A 16,658-nucleotide genomic window follows, 5' to 3' on the forward strand; every position below is an offset into this window, starting at 1 on the left:
TTAGGAAACTCAATTTTGCGTATTTATCTTTGCATATTTACCGCGGCGAAAAAAACGGTGAATCGTTCAAGCAACTTTATTTTTTATTTTTTAAGATTGTTTCCGCATTTGCGCAAACCCGCGAGCGACACGGGATCACCACAAAAACTACCGGTATAAACATTTGTTCCGAAAAATGAAATGCACTTTTCATTAAATATAAAAATAGCGTTTCACTTTATAAAAGTGATGGCGCAATATTCGCTTCTGGCGAATTTTAATTTATGCTTTCAGAGAATTATGTCTGCCCCAGGATGCGCAAAATGGATAATGCTGTTGATCGTCACGTTTTTTATATTTCTGATGGTACGGCCATCACCGCCGAGGTATTGGGCCACGCGGTAATGTCGCAATTTCCGGTCACTATCAACAGCATTACGCTGCCGTTTGTTGAAAACGAGAGCCGCGCGCGCGCGGTTAAAGACCAGATTGACGCCATTTACCAACAAACCGGCGTGCGTCCTCTGGTGTTTTACTCCATCGTCTTGCCGGAAATCCGCTCGATCATTCTGCAAAGCGAGGGGTTTTGTCAGGATATCGTACAGGCGCTGGTCGCTCCATTGCAGCAAGAGATGAAGCTCGACCCAACGCCGATTGCCCATCGTACCCACGGCCTGAATCCCGGCAACCTCAACAAGTACGATGCGCGTATTGCCGCTATTGATTACACCCTTGCCCATGACGATGGTATTTCGTTGCGCAACCTCGATCAGGCGCAGGTGATCCTGCTCGGTGTTTCCCGTTGCGGCAAAACCCCGACCAGTTTGTATCTGGCCATGCAGTTTGGTATCCGCGCGGCCAACTACCCCTTTATTGCCGATGATATGGATAATCTGGTGCTGCCCACATCCCTGAAGCCGCTGCAGCATAAACTGTTCGGTCTGACCATCGACCCCGAACGCCTGGCGGCGATCCGCGAAGAGCGACGAGAGAACAGCCGTTACGCCTCGCTACGCCAGTGTCGGATGGAAGTTGCCGAAGTGGAAGCGCTGTACCGGAAAAATCAGATCCCATGGTTAAACAGTACCAACTATTCGGTAGAAGAGATTGCTACCAAGATCCTCGACATTATGGGGCTGAATCGCCGCATGTACTAGAATGCTAGTGCATTGGTTCAATTTTTTGTTATTATGCTCGCCACCAGGCCGGATGAGTGTGATATTGTGATGCACATCACTTCCCGGTAGTCCTGCCGTTGAAGCAACAAATTTCTGAGACAAGTAATGAACAGAACCGATGAACTCCGTACTGCGCGTATTGACAACCTGGTCACTCCAGCAGAGCTTGCGCAGCGGCATCCTGTTTCGTCCTCCGTCGCCCGTCATGTTACGGACTCCCGACGCCGGATAGAAAAAATATTGAATGGCGAAGATCCCCGTTTGCTGGTGATCGTAGGCCCTTGCTCAATTCACGATCTCGATGCCGCCGTGGAATACGCGACGCGCCTGCAGGCGCTGCGCGAAAAGCACCAGACGCGTCTGGAAATCGTGATGCGTACCTATTTTGAAAAGCCACGCACCGTCGTGGGCTGGAAAGGCTTAATTTCCGACCCGGACCTGAACGGCAGCTACCGTGTGAACCACGGCATTGAGCTGGCGCGTAAACTGCTGCTGCAGGTCAACGAACTGGGCGTCCCCACGGCGACTGAATTTCTCGACATGGTGACCGGCCAGTTTATTGCTGATTTAATCAGTTGGGGCGCCATTGGCGCGCGCACCACCGAAAGCCAGATCCACCGCGAAATGGCGTCTGCTCTTTCCTGCCCGGTTGGGTTTAAGAACGGGACGGATGGTAATACCCGTATCGCCGTCGATGCGATTCGCGCCTCCCGCGCCAGCCATATGTTCCTCTCCCCGGATAAAACCGGCCAGATGACCATTTATCAGACCAGCGGTAATCCATACGGGCATATCATTATGCGCGGCGGTAAAAAGCCGAATTATTTTGCTGAAGATATTGCCGCCGCCTGCGATACCTTGCACGAATTTTCCCTGCCTGAGCATCTGGTCGTCGATTTCAGCCATGGTAATTGCCAGAAGCAGCATCGCCGTCAGTTGGAAGTGTGTGATGACGTATGCCAGCAAATTCGCAACGGTTCGACGGCGATTGCCGGGATCATGGCGGAAAGTTTCCTGCGTGAAGGCACGCAAAAAATCGTCAGCGGTCAGCCGCTGGTTTACGGTCAGTCGATTACCGACCCGTGCCTGAACTGGGAAGATACTGAACTACTGGTGGACAAACTCGCCTCGGCGGTTGATAGCCGTTTTTAACGCTGTATACCGGGTAACACCACGTTGCCCGGTGGTAATTCTTTGTTTTTCCCTTCATTGTTGTGCAAAAACTGTTCCCGTCACAATTATTTCACAAAAACGCTTGCCGCACATTTGCAGTTTGATGATAATGATTATCATTGTTACATTGATTGCTATTTTTAAACTCTATGTCACGTATGGATAACACAACAGCTACGCCTGCAAAAGAAAAAACACCGCCTGCCGTCGCCGCAACCGAGCGTCGCATTGACAGTAAAAGTTTGCTGGGCAAAGAAGGACGCGTGATTATAGAGCACGATGGCCAGCACTACCTGCTGCGCCAGACCCATGCTGGAAAACTCATTCTGACTAAATAAACGACACTTTTCGCCAGCCACCCAGGTGATACCCAGGCAGCCAGCGCTTTTCGATTTTCTAATGGAGAGTTGCTATGCCCCACCTGCACACCGCATCCTTGCGCCCGTCGCTCCTGGCGTTGGCGATTGTCAGTAATCTTCCCGTCGTTGCCTGGGCGGCAGTAGAGGATATGACCGTCACCGCCACCGGTAATCCCCGTAGCGCCTTTGAAGCGCCGATGATGGTCAGCGTTATCGACGCTACTGCACCTGAAAACCAGACAGCCAGCTCGGCAGCCGACCTGTTACGAAAGGTTCCGGGCCTGACCCTTGACGGTACGGGGCGGACAAATGGTCAGGACGTCAATCTGCGCGGCTATGACCGTCGCGGCGTTCTGGTGCTGGTGGATGGCGTTCGCCAGGGAACCGATACCGGGCACCTGAACAGTACCTTCCTCGATCCGGCGCTAATCAAGCGGATTGAAGTGGTGCGCGGCCCTTCCGCACTGTTGTATGGCAGCGGCGCGCTGGGCGGCGTAATCGCCTATGACACTGCGGATGCTAAAGACTTACTGGAGGCGGGTCAGAATAGCGGTTATCGCGTGTTCGGTACCGCGGCTACCGGCGATCACAGCCTCGGTATGGGCGCCAGCGCATTTGGCCGCACCGATACCCTCGACGGGCTGCTGGCCTGGTCCAGTCGCGATCGCGGTAATTTGCGCCAGAGCGACGGCACTACCGCCCCGAACGATGAAGCGATTAACAATATGCTGGCGAAAGGCAGTTGGAAAATTGACAGCGCCCAGACGCTGGCCGGCTCGCTGCGTTATTACAACAATGATGCCCGGGAACCTAAAAATCCACAAACCAGCGCGGCGGATACCACCAGCAATCCGATGACCGATCGCTCAACCATCCAGCGCGATGCGCAACTGACCTACTCCCTCGCCCCGGCGGATAATGACTGGCTAAACGCGGATGCCCGCATCTACTGGTCCGAAGCGCGCATTAATGCACAAAACACGGACAGCACCGGCGAATTTCGCAAGCAGACCACCAAAGGCGGGAAAGTCGACAACCGTAGCCGCCTGTTTACCGATTCATTTGCTTCTCACTTACTGACCTACGGCGGTGAATACTATCGTCAGGAACAACAACCGGGCGGCGCAACCACCGGTTTCCCGGAGGCAAAAATCGATTTTAGCTCCGGCTGGCTACAGGATGAAATCACCCTGCGCGACCTGCCGGTTACGCTGCTGGGGGGGACACGGTATGACTCTTATCGCGGTAGCAGCGACGGTTATGAAGATGTCGATGCCGATAAATGGTCGTCCCGCGCTGGACTCACCGTTGCGCCTGCCGACTGGCTGATGCTTTTCGGTTCATACGCTCAGGCCTTCCGTGCTCCAACCATGGGCGAGATGTATAACGACGCGAAACACTTCTCGATTGGCCGTTTTTACACCAATTACTGGGTGCCAAACCCGAACCTGCGTCCGGAAACCAACGAAACACAGGAATACGGATTTGGCCTGCGCTTTGACGATCTGTTGATGGCGAGCGATGCGCTCGAATTTAAAGCCAGCTATTTCGACACCAAAGCCAAAGATTACATCTCCACCAGCGTCGATTTTGCCGCTGCGACGACCATGTCCTATAACGTACCCAACGCCAAAATCTGGGGCTGGGACATGATGGCGAAATACACCGCCGATCTGTTCAGCCTCGATATGGCCTATAACCGCACGCGGGGTAAAGATACTGACACGGGCGAGTACATTTCCAGCATTAACCCGGACACCGTCACCAGCAAACTGAACGTGCCGGTTGCACACAGCGGTTTCTCCGTTGGCTGGATAGGTACATTTGCTGACCGCTCAACGCACATCAGCAGCAGCTACGCCAAACAACCCGGCTATGCGGTAAACGACTTCTACGTGAGCTATCAGGGGCAACAGGCGCTAAAAGGCATGACCACCACACTGGTCCTGGGCAACGCTTTCGACAAAGAGTACTGGTCGCCGCAGGGCATTCCGCAGGATGGCCGCAATGGCAAAATTTTCGTGAGTTATCAGTGGTAATCACTTTTCCCCGGTTCGCCGGGGCAGCAATCTGGAAGGAAGAGACAATAAATCACCACACACGCTGGCTGGAACTGAAAAAAGAAAACCCTGGCAAATACGCACGTGACATCGCGGCTATGATGCACATCAGCGAGGCAGAACTGACCTTCGCGCGCGTCGGTCATGACGCCTGGCGCTTACGTGGCGAAGTCCGCGAAATCCTCGGCGCGCTGGAAGCCGTAGGCGAAACCAAATGTATTTGCCGCAACGAATATGCGGTGCATGAGCAGGTCGGCGCATTTACCAACCAGCACCTGAGCGGGCATGCCGGGCTGGTACTCAATCCACGCGCCCTCGATCTGCGTCTGTTCCTGAATCAATGGGCAAGCGCCTTTCATATCAGAGAAACAACCGCTCACGGCGAGCGTCAGAGCATTCAGTTTTTCGACCATCAGGGTGATGCATTACTGAAGGTCTATGCCACACAAAATACCCTCGTTGAAGAATGGGCAGCGTTACTGAGCCGTTTCATCTTCACTGAAAACCCGCCACTGGCACTGCAATCCGCTAAAAACCCTGCTCCTGCTACCGTCACCGTTGATGCACAGGCCGTGGATCAAGAGTGGCGAGCCATGACCGATGTCCACCAGTTCTTCGGTCTGCTGAAACGCCACGATCTCACTCGCCAACAGGCGTTTAATCTGGTAGGCGATGACCTGGCCTGTAAAGTAACCAATGGCGCACTGGCGCAGTTACTCAATACCGCGCGTCAGGATGGCAATGAAATTATGGTGTTTGTGGGTAATCGCGGCTGCGTACAAATTTTTACCGGCGTGATAGAAAAACTGGTACCGATGAAAGGCTGGCTGAATATATTCAATCCAGCATTTACATTACATCTGCTGGAAGAAAGCGTGGCTGAAACGTGGGTAACGCGCAAACCAACCGCCGATGGACACGTTACCAGTCTGGAACTGTTTGCGGCCGATGGCACACAGATTGCCCAACTGTATGGTCAACGTACGGAAGGCGAACCGGAGCAAACGCAATGGCGCGCGCAAATTGACGCACTGACGCCGAAAGGGCTGGCCGCATGAACAAATTGCTGCTCCTGATTGCGTTGCTGCCCGTTACTGCGCTGGCGGTCCCCGAGGAAAGAGTCGTTACTCTGGGGGGCGACGTCACCGAAATTGTGTACGCGCTGGGGGCCCAGTCAACGCTTGTGGCGCGAGACAGTACCAGCCAGTGGCCTGAAGCCGCAAACGCCCTGGCTGACGTCGGCTATTTACGCCAGCTTAACGCCGAAGGGATCCTTGCCACCCGTCCGACGCTGGTCCTTGCCAGTGCGCAGGCGCAGCCTTCTCTGGCGCTAAAACAGGTCGAGCAGAGCAATGTCAGGGTTGTTACGATCCCGGCAAACAACGACCTTAACGCGATTGATGGAAAAATTCGCGTCATTGCCGAGGCGACTCACCGGGAGGCCGATGGCGAAACGTTGCGTGCAACCTTACGTCAGGAGCTGGCGGCGCTCCCGTCATCTGAACTTAACAAACGCGTCCTGTTTATTCTTAATCATGGTGGGATGACCGCCATGGCTGCAGGCCAGCAAACCGGAGCCGATGCCGCTATTCGCGCCGCCGGTTTGCGCAACGCGATGCAGGGGGTTAACCGTTATCAACCTCTTTCACAAGAAGGTGTGATTGCCAGCCAGCCGGACCTGGTGGTGATTTCACGGGAAAGTGTTAGGGCAATGGGTGGCGAGGCGAGCCTGTGGGCGCTGCCGGGGCTGGCGCAAACACCTGCGGGACGGAATAAACAGGTATTGCAGGTTGATGATATGGCACTGCTTGGCTTCAGTATCCGCACGCCGCAGGCCATTTTGCAGCTACGCGCGAAAGCAGAGCAATTGCCCTGATGTCCCGACGAATCACTTGTTCTTTGTGGGTCATGGCGCTAATGCTGGTCGTAATGACAATTTTGGCTACCGGTTTTGGCGCGTTGCGCCTGCCGGTAAGTCTGCTCTGGCGTGATGACAATGAAACTCTGCGTCAAATCTGGCTCACTATTCGCCTGCCCCGTGTTCTGCTGGCGCTGGTGATTGGCGGTTCTCTGGCGCTATCCGGTTGTGTGATGCAGGGACTGTTTCGCAACCCACTTGCCGACCCGGGATTACTCGGAATTAGCAGCGGTGCGGCCTGCGCCGTCGCCCTGTGGGTGGTACTGCCTGTCTCTTTGCCCGCGCTACTGATGCTGTATGCGCCAATGTTGGCTGCATTTGTCGGTGCACTGGCGGCAACCGTGGTGATTTTTATCCTCAGCCAACAGCGCGACGGTTCACTCTCGCGGCTGCTGCTGGTCGGTATTGCGATCAACGCGCTCTGCGGGGCGGCTGTTGGCGTTCTGTCGTGGGTCAGTAATGATGCGCAACTGCGCCAGCTGTCGCTGTGGGGGATGGGAAGTCTGGGCGCTGCGCAATGGTCCGCGCTCCTGGCAGTTACCTCGCTGGCTATCCCGACGGTGCTGATCGTCTGGCGTCTGGCTTCGGCCCTGAACCTGCTGCAACTGGGCGAGGAAGAGGCGCATTATCTTGGCGTGAATGTGCGTACAATCCAGCGTATTTTGCTGCTTTGCAGCGCCTTGCTGGTAGCCGCAGCGGTGGCAGTAAGCGGCGTAATTGGCTTTATCGGGCTGGTTATCCCGCATTTAATACGTATGTGGCTCGGCGCAGACCATCGGGCCGTTATCCCCGGTTCCGTGCTGGCGGGCGCGTTTTTATTACTGATTGCCGACACGCTGGCCCGCACTTCAGTTGCGCCAGCGGAAATGCCGGTCGGTCTGTTAACCAGTCTGCTCGGCGCCCCGTGGTTTTTATGGCTTATTTTTCGTCAGCGAGGATCGCATGGCTGAACATTTCGTTGCTGAAGGACTTCACTATCGCGTGGCGGGCAGGTCGGTGATTGCTGATGTATCGCTTGCCCTCGCAAAAGGTGAACTGGTGGCGCTCATCGGCCCAAACGGTGCGGGGAAATCTACCCTGCTGCGCCTGTTGACCGGTTTTCTCATACCGGTTGCCGGGCGCTGCATGCTGGCGGGCAAAGCGCTGGATGAGTGGCATACGCAGACGCTGTCGCGCCATCGGGCGGTGATGCGTCAGCAAACGCAACTGGGATTTGACTGGCCGGTAGAGGCCGTTATCGCGATGGGCCGTGCGCCCTGGACCCAGCGTTCGGAACCTCGCCTTATCGCGCAGGTGATGGAGATGACCGGATGCGCGCCGTTGGCAGGTCGGCAATACGCCACGCTTTCCGGCGGCGAGCAACAGCGCGTGCAGTTAGCCCGCGCCCTGGCACAACTCTGGTGCGACGGAGCGCCTCGCGGCTGGTTATTTCTTGATGAACCCACCTCGGCGCTGGATCTTTACCACCAGCAACATCTGCTGCGGTTACTGAAAACGCTTGTCGCTTCAGGAGAGCTGCATGTGTGTATTGTGCTTCACGATTTGAATCTGGCTGCTTTATGGGCTGACAGAATAGTGTTACTGCATAATGGCAGGCTGGCGTCGCAAGGGACGCCGGAGACCGTGTTACGGGCCGATGATCTGATGCGCTGGTACGGTGCTGAGGTTCACGTTGGCCATCATCCGGCCAACGTGTCCCCCCAGGTGTTTCTGGCGCCTTAGCTTGAACAGCTCACTTCCAGCCGTTTGCCCCAGTCAGGCGGCCGGCTGACATAGTCATCATCGCGATCGACAAACGGGGTACGCAACGCCTGGTGCAGCCGATGTAGCTCGGCGTAATCTCCCTGCTCCGCCTGACTAATCGCCCGTTGCGCCAGCCAGTTGCGTAAAACCATCGCCGGGTTTGCCGCCTTCATCTGCGTTTGTCTGACATCGTCAACAACGCTGTCCTGTTCCAGGCGCGAGCGATACCGTGTGAACCAGTCGTCAAACGCCGCACGATCCACAAACTCATCGCGTAGCGGAGATAGCGCACTGTGTTGTTCCGTCAGACTGAGCATGCGAAACGTTCGCGTATAGTCGCTTCTTTCTCGCGCCATCAGGCTAAACAGTTCACTCAGCAGCTCGTTATCGTTTTTCTGCTCGCTAAAGAAGCCGAGCTTTTGCCGCATCCGTTGACCGTAACGCGTTAACAGCGCCAGTTGGTAATTGTCCAGCGCATCATTGAGCGCCTCGACCGGGATAAATGGCGACAGGGTTTGTGCCAGACGTTGCAGGTTCCACAGCGCGGCTGCAGGTTGATTATCGAAACTGTATCGTCCCTGATGATCGGAGTGGTTACAGATAAAATCCGGCACGTAGTCATCAAGAAAACCATACGGACCGTAATCCATCGTCAGCCCCAGAATAGACATGTTGTCCGTATTCATAACGCCATGCGCAAACCCTACCGCCTGCCAGTCGGCGATTAAGCTTGCGGTACGCGTGACAATATCGCTAAACCACAGCTGATATTTATCGGCTTCTTCCTGCCAATGCGCCCAGTAATGACGAATCGCGAAGTCTGCAAGTTGACGGACTTTCTCCGGCTCGCGACGATAGTAAAAGTGTTCAAAATGGCCAAAGCGCATATGGCTTTGCGCCACGCGAATGAGCATCGCCCCATGCTCTACCGTTTCGCGATATACCGGCGTGTCGCTGGTGACAATCGACAATGCCCGCGTGGTGGGTATTCCCAGATAGTGCATCGCCTCGCTAGCCAGGCTTTCGCGAATGGTTGAACGCAGCACGGCGCGCCCATCCCCCATGCGGGAATAAGGCGTCAGTCCGGCACCCTTCAGGTGCCAGTCAAGCGTCGAGCCATCAGCAAGCTGTTGTTCGCCCAGCAGGATCCCACGTCCGTCACCAAGCTGACCGGCCCAAACGCCGAACTGATGTCCGCTATAAACTTGCGCTAAAGGCGACATCCCGGGAAGCAAGGATTCGCCTCCCCAAACCCCTGAACCCTCTGGAATAGTAAACAGCGCCGCAGGAATAGCCAATTGCTCAGCCAGAGCATCGTTATGCCAGATAAGATGCGCGTTTTTCAGGGGCGTAGGCGAGAGTGCTGTATAGGTTGCTGGTAATTCATCACGCCAGCGGGTGGTAAAAGACAGGGTCATAGGGCCTCCTGTCTCTAGTGTAGACTGTTAATAGCCTGTTAAACACCAGCAAATAAAAGGGTTATATCCTCGATAACGAAATTATCTGCGCGGGCGGTACCGCAGGCCACAATCCTCCCTGCATGGCGCTGAAACCGAGGGGAAGTACTCGTGCCAACATTTCTTGCGTATCAATACCGCTAATGATGATTGACTCACAGCAGGGTGATATTTGCGCCTGGATAGCGCGCATAAATGGTTCAAATGAAATATGTGCAATCCTTTGTTGAACAAAGTTTTTATCCAACACCACACGTTTGAACAGGCCATCAAAAATTGCCCGCGTTGATATGCCGCCAGCGCCATAATTTTGCAGAATTAATGGAAATCTTGCCGCAAGTGCAGTCAGCGTTGGATTGTCTTTACCCTTGTTTAACTCTGGATAGCTTTCATTAATAGCCAGTTCCAGAAATGAAAATCGTTCAATTTGTGAAGCATATTCAGCGTCTGATAATAAAGTATGAGCAACTGCCGGGGTTAAATTAATCCAGACTGAGACTTTTCGCTGAATAAAAAAATGTTGGCACGTTTCGATTAATTCCAGTTTCTCTGTAAATAAACGACATTGTTCATCGTCCGACATCCGAGGTAAGACCAGCTCGGTTGGTATACGCACATCCCCCTGCAGGCTGGCAAAACTGGTGATGATATCTACGAATTCAAGATCGCCTTTTTCACTTCTCGCAGGAAGAAAAGACAACTCCGATTGATAAAGATTATCCAGTGAAACAATCATCGTACCAGCCCCTCTGCATAGGTGTTATCCGGCATCCTGTAGCAAAGGATGGAGAAATACGTTACTGCTGATGCAAGTAGAGGCTCTTTCATTTGTCCCTTTATAGCCAGTAAATCGAATCCTTTTTTTTAGCTTATCGTGATTATAAGCGAATATCCAGCTTTGCACTTTTTAATATCCCGGCATAAATCATATTTTTAGCAAGATACACTCTTAGCACACAGGGTTATTGATCGGCTGGAAGCAGTAATAACAGTTAGCATTCAAATGAAAATGTCGAGGCTGCACAGTCGTTAGCAGCCTCGTCAGTTGTGAGGGTTAAATACGTCGAGCCTGCCAGAAGTTTTTACGCCAGTAGACATTATCCAGTGACGAGCGCATCACTCCGCGGCTGGTTGAGGCATGAATAAATTGATTATTGGTGTCGTAAATGCCGACATGCAGACCACTTTCTCCGGATCCGGTTTTAAAGAAAACCAGATCGCCTGGCAGCAAATCATCTTTATCGATTTCGGTACCAATCTTTGATTGCATGCGCGTATCGCGCGGGAGCTGTAGATCGAATTTATCCCGCATCGTCATCAAAACAAACCCTGAGCAATCCACCCCGCTACGGCTCATACCACCATAACGATAAGGTGTACCATGCCAGGTTTGTAGCTGGTCATTAAGACCGGCGATAACGGCGATAGAATCCGACAAATGGGCATTTGGCGCAGGAGCACGATGGCTGCTGCAGCCCGCCAAAAACAATGCTGTGATGAAAAGGAGCCAAAAGCGCATTCAGGACGAATCCTCTGGATTTTATTTTTATGCCAATTTAGCGTGGAAATTACAGGATTTTCAAGAACCCATTTAACTTAAGTGGTTGATATGAGCATTCTGTGGCCTTCGATATCCAAACGACGGAAGTTCACGCCGTAAGCCGCAGACAGATTAGCTGGTGTCAGGACCGTATCACGTGAGCCACTGGCAAGCAGCTTCCCACGTTTGAGCAACCAGGCTTTATGCGCATGGCGCAAGGTATGATTGAGGTCATGGCTGCTCATCACAATCGCTATTCCCTGCAAACACAGTTGGCCCAACAACCTGTCCAGGGCGTTTTGTTGCGCGACGTCCAGGCTGTTCATCGGCTCATCCAACAGTAAAAGCTGACCGAATGGATTAGCTTGCGGGCAAATTTGCAAAATAACGGCCGCCAGGCGCACACGCTGCCACTCACCGCCGGAGAGTTGATTAACGCCACGCCCCAGCTTATCCCCCAGACCAAGCGCATCGGCGACCTCCTGTAACAGATCGGCACGCGCTTTGTCGGGTTGATGCAGCGTCAGAAAATGCCAGACCGGCATGGCAAAAGGCGGGTTTTGCTGTTGCGCAAGATAAGCACGATATTGCGCCAGCTTTGCTGCCGGCCACTCTTCAAGCGGCATGTCGCCGAAGGTGATGCTGCCCTCCCCGGTCGTCAAACCCGCCATACGCGCCAACAGCGTACTTTTCCCCGCACCGTTAGGCCCCACCAAATGCAGGATTTCCCCTGCTTTTATTTCACCAGAAAGCGGGCCGAGCCGGGTCGATTCCGCTACATCCTGTAGCTGCATCAATCGAGACATTAGTTTGCCAGCGCCTTCTTGATGCTTTGCACCAGCATCGGATCCTCAGGCGTCATATCCGGAGAGAATCGTTGCAGTACTTGCCCATCCCGTCCCACTAAAAACTTCTCAAAGTTCCACAGGATATCGTCCGGGTAGAGCGGCGCCCGGCCTTTACTGGCCATACGTTCATAGAATCCACTGTCTGCTGGCGCCACAGCCGTTGGCGCGGCATCAATCAGCTTCTGATACAGCGGATGACGCCCCTCGCCGTTGACGTCAATCTTGCTGAACATCGGGAAAGTAACGCCCCAGGTCATACTGCAGTACGTTTTGATTTCGTCTTCGCTGCCCGGTTCCTGGCCCAGAAACTGATTGCAGGGAAAACCAAGCACATTGAAGCCCTGTTGATGCCAGGCTTTCTGCAGGTTCTCCAGTTGTTCGTATTGCGGCGTCAGTCCACATTTCGAAGCAACGTTGACGATTAACAGTACATTGCCAGAATACGGTTGCAGCGTAGTCGCCTCGCCGTCAATGGTCGTCACTTCGGTATTGAGGATAGTGTCTTGCATAGCATCTCCAGAACAACAGGTTGATTTTCAGTTTTTAATCATAGACCGAACCAACGCTTTCTAGCGCGCGGCTTTCAACAATAGCCAGATAAATACCGGTGCTCCCATGGTAGCCGTCACCACGCCGATGGGCAGTTCAGCCGAAGCCAACACCAAACGCGCGACAACATCAGCAAACAATAATGCGATTGCGCCAGCCAACGCGCAGCCAGGCAGGAGAACACGGTGATCGGTTAAACCACACAACCGCAAAATGTGGGGGATAACCAATCCAATAAAACCAATCGCACCCGCCAGAGCCACGCTTACGCCGACCATCCATCCTGTGGCGACCACCAGCAGATTGCGCCAGAACCATAATGGTAACCCCAGTTGGCGCGCAGAAGTTTCCCCCAGCGCCAGCATATTCATCGGCTGAGACTGACAGCAGATCCATATCAGTACGGGGATCAACGCCACCATCAGCCAGGCCTGATGCCAGTCGACGCCGCCAAAGCCCCCCATCATCCAGTACATCAGTTGTCGTAAGTCAAAAGAGGTGGAAAAATAGATGGCCCACGTCATCAACGCGCTACAGATAATGCCCAGCGCCACTCCCGCCAGCAGCAAGCGACTGGTAGACAAATGACGACTGGCAAAGCGTAACAGAATGAGAGTAATAATCAGCGCCCCGGCGATGGCACATAAGCCCAACGCCCAGCCGGGAAGCTGCCCCTGGCCGAGCAGCACAGCAGCAATAAGTCCTACACCTGCGCCGTTAGACACGCCCAGTAGACCCGGTTCCGCGAGTGGATTTTCAAAGAGGGCCTGCATTACCGCACCGGATAAAGCCAACGCAGCGCCTACCAGCAAAACGGCGAGGGTACGTGGAAAGCGGATTTGCCAGACGAACAGATCGCCGCGGGCGCTGAACCAGTCGCCAGGAGCGATCCACTGTTCTCCTGCGCACAGGCTTAAAATCGTTGCCAGTAACATCAGCACTGACAGTGACAGTATCCAGCGCACGTTTCGTCGCTGCTGTTGATGGGCGAAAGTCAGCATGTTTTCCATTCTGCTGAAAAGAGATGGGGGTGATTCTACGGTGCTGTTTCGGTAGTGAAAAGGAAAAAGGCCGCAGAGCGGCCTTTTTAGTTATATACGTCATGCTTTACGCTGCCGCTTTGATGGCAACGCAAGTGGTTTAACGAATCGTTAAATCACTCTTCTTTGGGCGTTGCGTTTTCAACCCGACTTTTTAACTTCTGTCCGGGTCTGAAGGTCACCACGCGCCGTGCTGTAATGGGAATATCTTCGCCCGTTTTCGGGTTACGTCCCGGACGTTGATTCTTATCACGCAGATCGAAGTTACCAAAACCAGAGAGTTTTACCTGCTCACCATTTTCCAGAGCACGACGAATCTCTTCGAAAAACAGCTCGACCAGTTCTTTGGCATCCCGCTTGCTAAGCCCAAGCTTATCAAACAGATATTCTGACATTTCAGCTTTTGTAAGCGCCATAGGTTCAATCCCTCAATGATGCCTGGAATCGCTCTTTTAATGCCTCTACACATTTGGCGACGGTAGCGGCAATCTCCTCTTCTTCAAGTGTACGGCTGGTATCCTGAAGGATCAGGCTGATAGCGAGGCTCTTATAGCCCTCCGCAACACCCTTACCGCGGTACACGTCAAATAAGTTTACGCCAACTACCTGATTTACGCCAACTTTCTTACACTCGGATAAAATATCCGCAGCGGGAACGTTTTCTGCCACAACGACTGCGATGTCGCGACGGTTCGCTGGGAAGCGAGAAACTTCACGCGCCTGAGGCACCACGCGGTCTGCGAGCTTGTTCCACTCCAGTTCAAACACCAGAGTGCGACCGTTCAGATCCAGTTTACGTTCCAGCTCAGGATGAACAACCCCAATGAAACCAATACGTTCACCTTTCAGATAAATCGCCGCAGACTGACCCGGATGCAGTGCTGGATTCGCTTCAGCTTTGAACTGAATGTCCGCCAGTTTGCCGGTCAAGTCGAGAACCGCTTCCAGATCGCCTTTCAAATCATAGAAATCAACGGTCTCTTTTGCCAGATTCCAGTGTTCATCATGACGATTACCGCAGATCACGCCTGCCAGCATCAGATCCTGACGGATCCCGAGGTTGGCCTGCGTATCCGGTACGAAACGTAAACCCGTTTCAAAAATACGCACACGGTTCTGCTGACGGTTCTGGTTATACACCACCGTTGACAGCAAACCGGTCCACAGCGATAAGCGCATTGCCGACATATCAACAGAAATTGGGCTTGGCAGCAGCAGCGATTCTTCACCCGGATGCAGCAATGCCTGAATTTTCGGGTCGACAAAGCTGTAGGTGATAACTTCCTGGTAGCCTTTGTCATTCAGCATGGTTTTTACACGTTTCAGCGATAAATCCGCTTCACGATGCGTACCCATGATCAGACCTGCCTGAATTGGCGTATTCGGGATATTGTCATAACCGTAAACGCGGGCAACTTCTTCGACCAGGTCTTCTTCGATTTCCATATCGAAACGCCAGCTCGGCGCTACCGCTTTCCACTCATCCTGACCTTCCGTGACGTCACAACCCAGACGACGCAGAATATCACTCACCTGGTCATCAGCAATATGGTGTCCGATCAGACGATCCAGTTTGCTGCGGCGCAGCGTAATGGTCGCGCGTTTTGGCAGCGTCGCTTCGTTGGTTACATCAATAATTGGACCGGCTTCACCGCCGCAGATATCAATCAGCAAACGGGTAGCGCGCTCCATCGCTTTGTACTGCAGCGCAGGATCGACACCACGCTCATAGCGGTGAGAAGCATCGGTGTGCAGGCCATGACGACGCGCGCGACCGGTAATAGACAGCGGACTGAAGAACGCGCATTCCAGCAGGACGTTTTGCGTTTCATCATTCACGCCGGAATGTTCGCCACCAAAGATGCCGCCCATGGCCAGCGCTTTGTTATGGTCGGCAATCACCAGCGTATCCGCATTTAGTTTAGCTTCGCTGCCGTCCAGCAGAACCAGGGTTTCCCCCTCTTTTGCCATCCGGACAACAATCCCGCCTTCAATGCGGTCTTTGTCGAACGCGTGCATCGGCTGACCCAGTTCGAGCAGCACATAGTTCGTTACGTCAACCACGGCATCGATAGAGCGGATGCCGCAGCGACGCAGTTTTTCTTTCATCCACAGCGGGGTTGGCGCTTTAACGTTGATGCCTTTCACCACGCGCCCCAGATAGCGTGGGCAGGCTTCCACCGCGTCGACCTGAATCGGCAGGACATCGCTAATGGTTGCGGCTACTGGCGCCATTTCCGGTTCAACCAGCGGAGCCTGGTTCAGTACGGCAACATCACGTGCCACGCCGATGATACCCAGGCAGTCGGCGCGGTTCGGCGTAACGCTGATTTCGATAGTGTTGTCGTCAAGCTTCAGGTATTCGCGGATATCGGCGCCAATTGGCGCATCGGCGGGCAGTTCGATAATGCCGCTATGGTCGTCGGAAATACCCAGCTCGGAGAACGAGCACAGCATGCCTTCAGACGGTTCACCGCGCAGTTTCGCTGCTTTAATTTTAAAGTCGCCTGGCAGTACGGCGCCCACGGTTGCCACCGCCACTTTCAGGCCCTGACGGCAGTTCGGCGCGCCACAGACGATATCCAACAGGCGGTCACCGCCTACATTCACTTTGGTAACGCGCAGTTTGTCAGCGTTCGGGTGCTGAGCGCACTCAACCACTTCACCCACCACAACGCCGTTGAACGCGCCCGAAACAGGTTCCACACCGTCAACTTCCAGACCCGCCATCGTGATTTGGTTTGACAGCGCATCGCTATCAATCGCCGGGTTTACCCATTCGCGTAACCACAGTTCACTGAATTTCATTGTTTT

Annotated in this window: 16 protein-coding genes; 8 read left to right on the top strand and 8 right to left on the bottom strand. The window is 53.7% G+C overall.

The features are described 5' to 3' along the window. The first annotated feature begins 302 nt into the window (after window positions 1-302). The 8 genes from ppsR (at window position 303) to AC534G_RS14420 (ending at window position 8,389) form a co-directional block, all read left to right on the top strand. Window positions 303-1,136, top strand: a complete 834-nt coding sequence (gene ppsR, locus AC534G_RS14385) for a posphoenolpyruvate synthetase regulatory kinase/phosphorylase PpsR (protein WP_038640212.1) — start codon at window positions 303-305, stop codon at window positions 1,134-1,136. Between the two features lie 126 nt (window positions 1,137-1,262). Further along, a complete protein-coding gene (gene aroH, locus AC534G_RS14390; protein WP_087856695.1) occupies window positions 1,263-2,309 on the top strand; it encodes a 3-deoxy-7-phosphoheptulonate synthase AroH in 1,047 nt (348 codons plus the stop codon). Between the two features lie 170 nt (window positions 2,310-2,479). Beyond that, window positions 2,480-2,668 (top strand): hemin uptake protein HemP, encoded by a 189-nt coding sequence (hemP, locus tag AC534G_RS14395; RefSeq protein ID WP_038640207.1) that lies wholly within the window; start codon window positions 2,480-2,482, stop codon window positions 2,666-2,668. Between the two features lie 74 nt (window positions 2,669-2,742). Next, a complete protein-coding gene (locus AC534G_RS14400) occupies window positions 2,743-4,728 on the top strand; it encodes a TonB-dependent hemoglobin/transferrin/lactoferrin family receptor (protein WP_199981168.1) in 1,986 nt (661 codons plus the stop codon). Window positions 4,729-4,775: 47 nt separating this feature from the next. Continuing rightward, the gene (locus AC534G_RS14405; protein WP_110498202.1) at window positions 4,776-5,807 is read left to right on the top strand and encodes a hemin-degrading factor; all 1,032 of its coding nucleotides are present in this window, start codon (window positions 4,776-4,778) and stop codon (window positions 5,805-5,807) included. Continuing rightward, window positions 5,804-6,625 carry a heme/hemin ABC transporter substrate-binding protein gene (locus tag AC534G_RS14410; RefSeq protein WP_110498204.1) on the top strand — a complete coding sequence of 274 codons (822 nt, stop codon included), beginning with the start codon at window positions 5,804-5,806 and terminating at the stop codon, window positions 6,623-6,625. The genes AC534G_RS14405 and AC534G_RS14410 overlap by 4 nt, the downstream gene beginning before the upstream one ends. Next, window positions 6,625-7,617, top strand: coding sequence for a FecCD family ABC transporter permease (locus AC534G_RS14415; RefSeq protein WP_110498206.1), 993 nt, complete (start codon window positions 6,625-6,627; stop codon window positions 7,615-7,617). Before AC534G_RS14410 ends, AC534G_RS14415 begins: the two co-directional genes overlap by 1 nt. Then, window positions 7,610-8,389, top strand: a complete 780-nt coding sequence (locus AC534G_RS14420) for a heme ABC transporter ATP-binding protein (protein ID WP_110498208.1) — start codon at window positions 7,610-7,612, stop codon at window positions 8,387-8,389. Before AC534G_RS14415 ends, AC534G_RS14420 begins: the two co-directional genes overlap by 8 nt. Here the strand turns inward: AC534G_RS14420 and selO are convergent. The 8 genes from selO to pheT all read right to left on the bottom strand — a co-directional run bounded on the left by selO (window position 8,386) and on the right by pheT (window position 16,652). Continuing rightward, window positions 8,386-9,828 (bottom strand): protein adenylyltransferase SelO, encoded by a 1,443-nt coding sequence (selO, locus tag AC534G_RS14425; protein WP_110498210.1) that lies wholly within the window; start codon window positions 9,826-9,828, stop codon window positions 8,386-8,388. The two genes, AC534G_RS14420 and selO, sit on opposite strands and share 4 nt — an antisense overlap. 61 nt (window positions 9,829-9,889) lie before the next feature. Next, window positions 9,890-10,603 carry an EAL domain-containing protein gene (locus AC534G_RS14430; protein ID WP_087856700.1) on the bottom strand — a complete coding sequence of 238 codons (714 nt, stop codon included), beginning with the start codon at window positions 10,601-10,603 and terminating at the stop codon, window positions 9,890-9,892. 318 nt (window positions 10,604-10,921) lie between these two features. Next, window positions 10,922-11,386, bottom strand: coding sequence for an NlpC/P60 family protein (locus tag AC534G_RS14435; protein ID WP_038640189.1), 465 nt, complete (start codon window positions 11,384-11,386; stop codon window positions 10,922-10,924). A 77-nt stretch (window positions 11,387-11,463) separates the two neighbouring features. Then, entirely contained in the window at window positions 11,464-12,213 is a 750-nt protein-coding gene (btuD, locus tag AC534G_RS14440) for a vitamin B12 ABC transporter ATP-binding protein BtuD (protein WP_038640187.1), read from the bottom strand. Continuing rightward, entirely contained in the window at window positions 12,213-12,764 is a 552-nt protein-coding gene (locus AC534G_RS14445; protein ID WP_038640185.1) for a glutathione peroxidase, read from the bottom strand. The genes btuD and AC534G_RS14445 overlap by 1 nt, the downstream gene beginning before the upstream one ends. Window positions 12,765-12,824: 60 nt before the next feature. After that, window positions 12,825-13,805 carry a vitamin B12 ABC transporter permease BtuC gene (btuC, locus tag AC534G_RS14450; protein WP_110498212.1) on the bottom strand — a complete coding sequence of 327 codons (981 nt, stop codon included), beginning with the start codon at window positions 13,803-13,805 and terminating at the stop codon, window positions 12,825-12,827. A 155-nt stretch (window positions 13,806-13,960) separates the two neighbouring features. Further along, window positions 13,961-14,260 carry an integration host factor subunit alpha gene (gene ihfA, locus AC534G_RS14455; protein WP_003030571.1) on the bottom strand — a complete coding sequence of 100 codons (300 nt, stop codon included), beginning with the start codon at window positions 14,258-14,260 and terminating at the stop codon, window positions 13,961-13,963. A 4-nt stretch (window positions 14,261-14,264) separates the two neighbouring features. Then, window positions 14,265-16,652, bottom strand: coding sequence for a phenylalanine--tRNA ligase subunit beta (pheT, locus tag AC534G_RS14460; RefSeq protein WP_110498214.1), 2,388 nt, complete (start codon window positions 16,650-16,652; stop codon window positions 14,265-14,267). Between the last annotated feature and the right edge of the window lie 6 nt (window positions 16,653-16,658).

The sequence above is a fragment of the Citrobacter sp. CRE-46 genome (assembly GCF_059615875.1).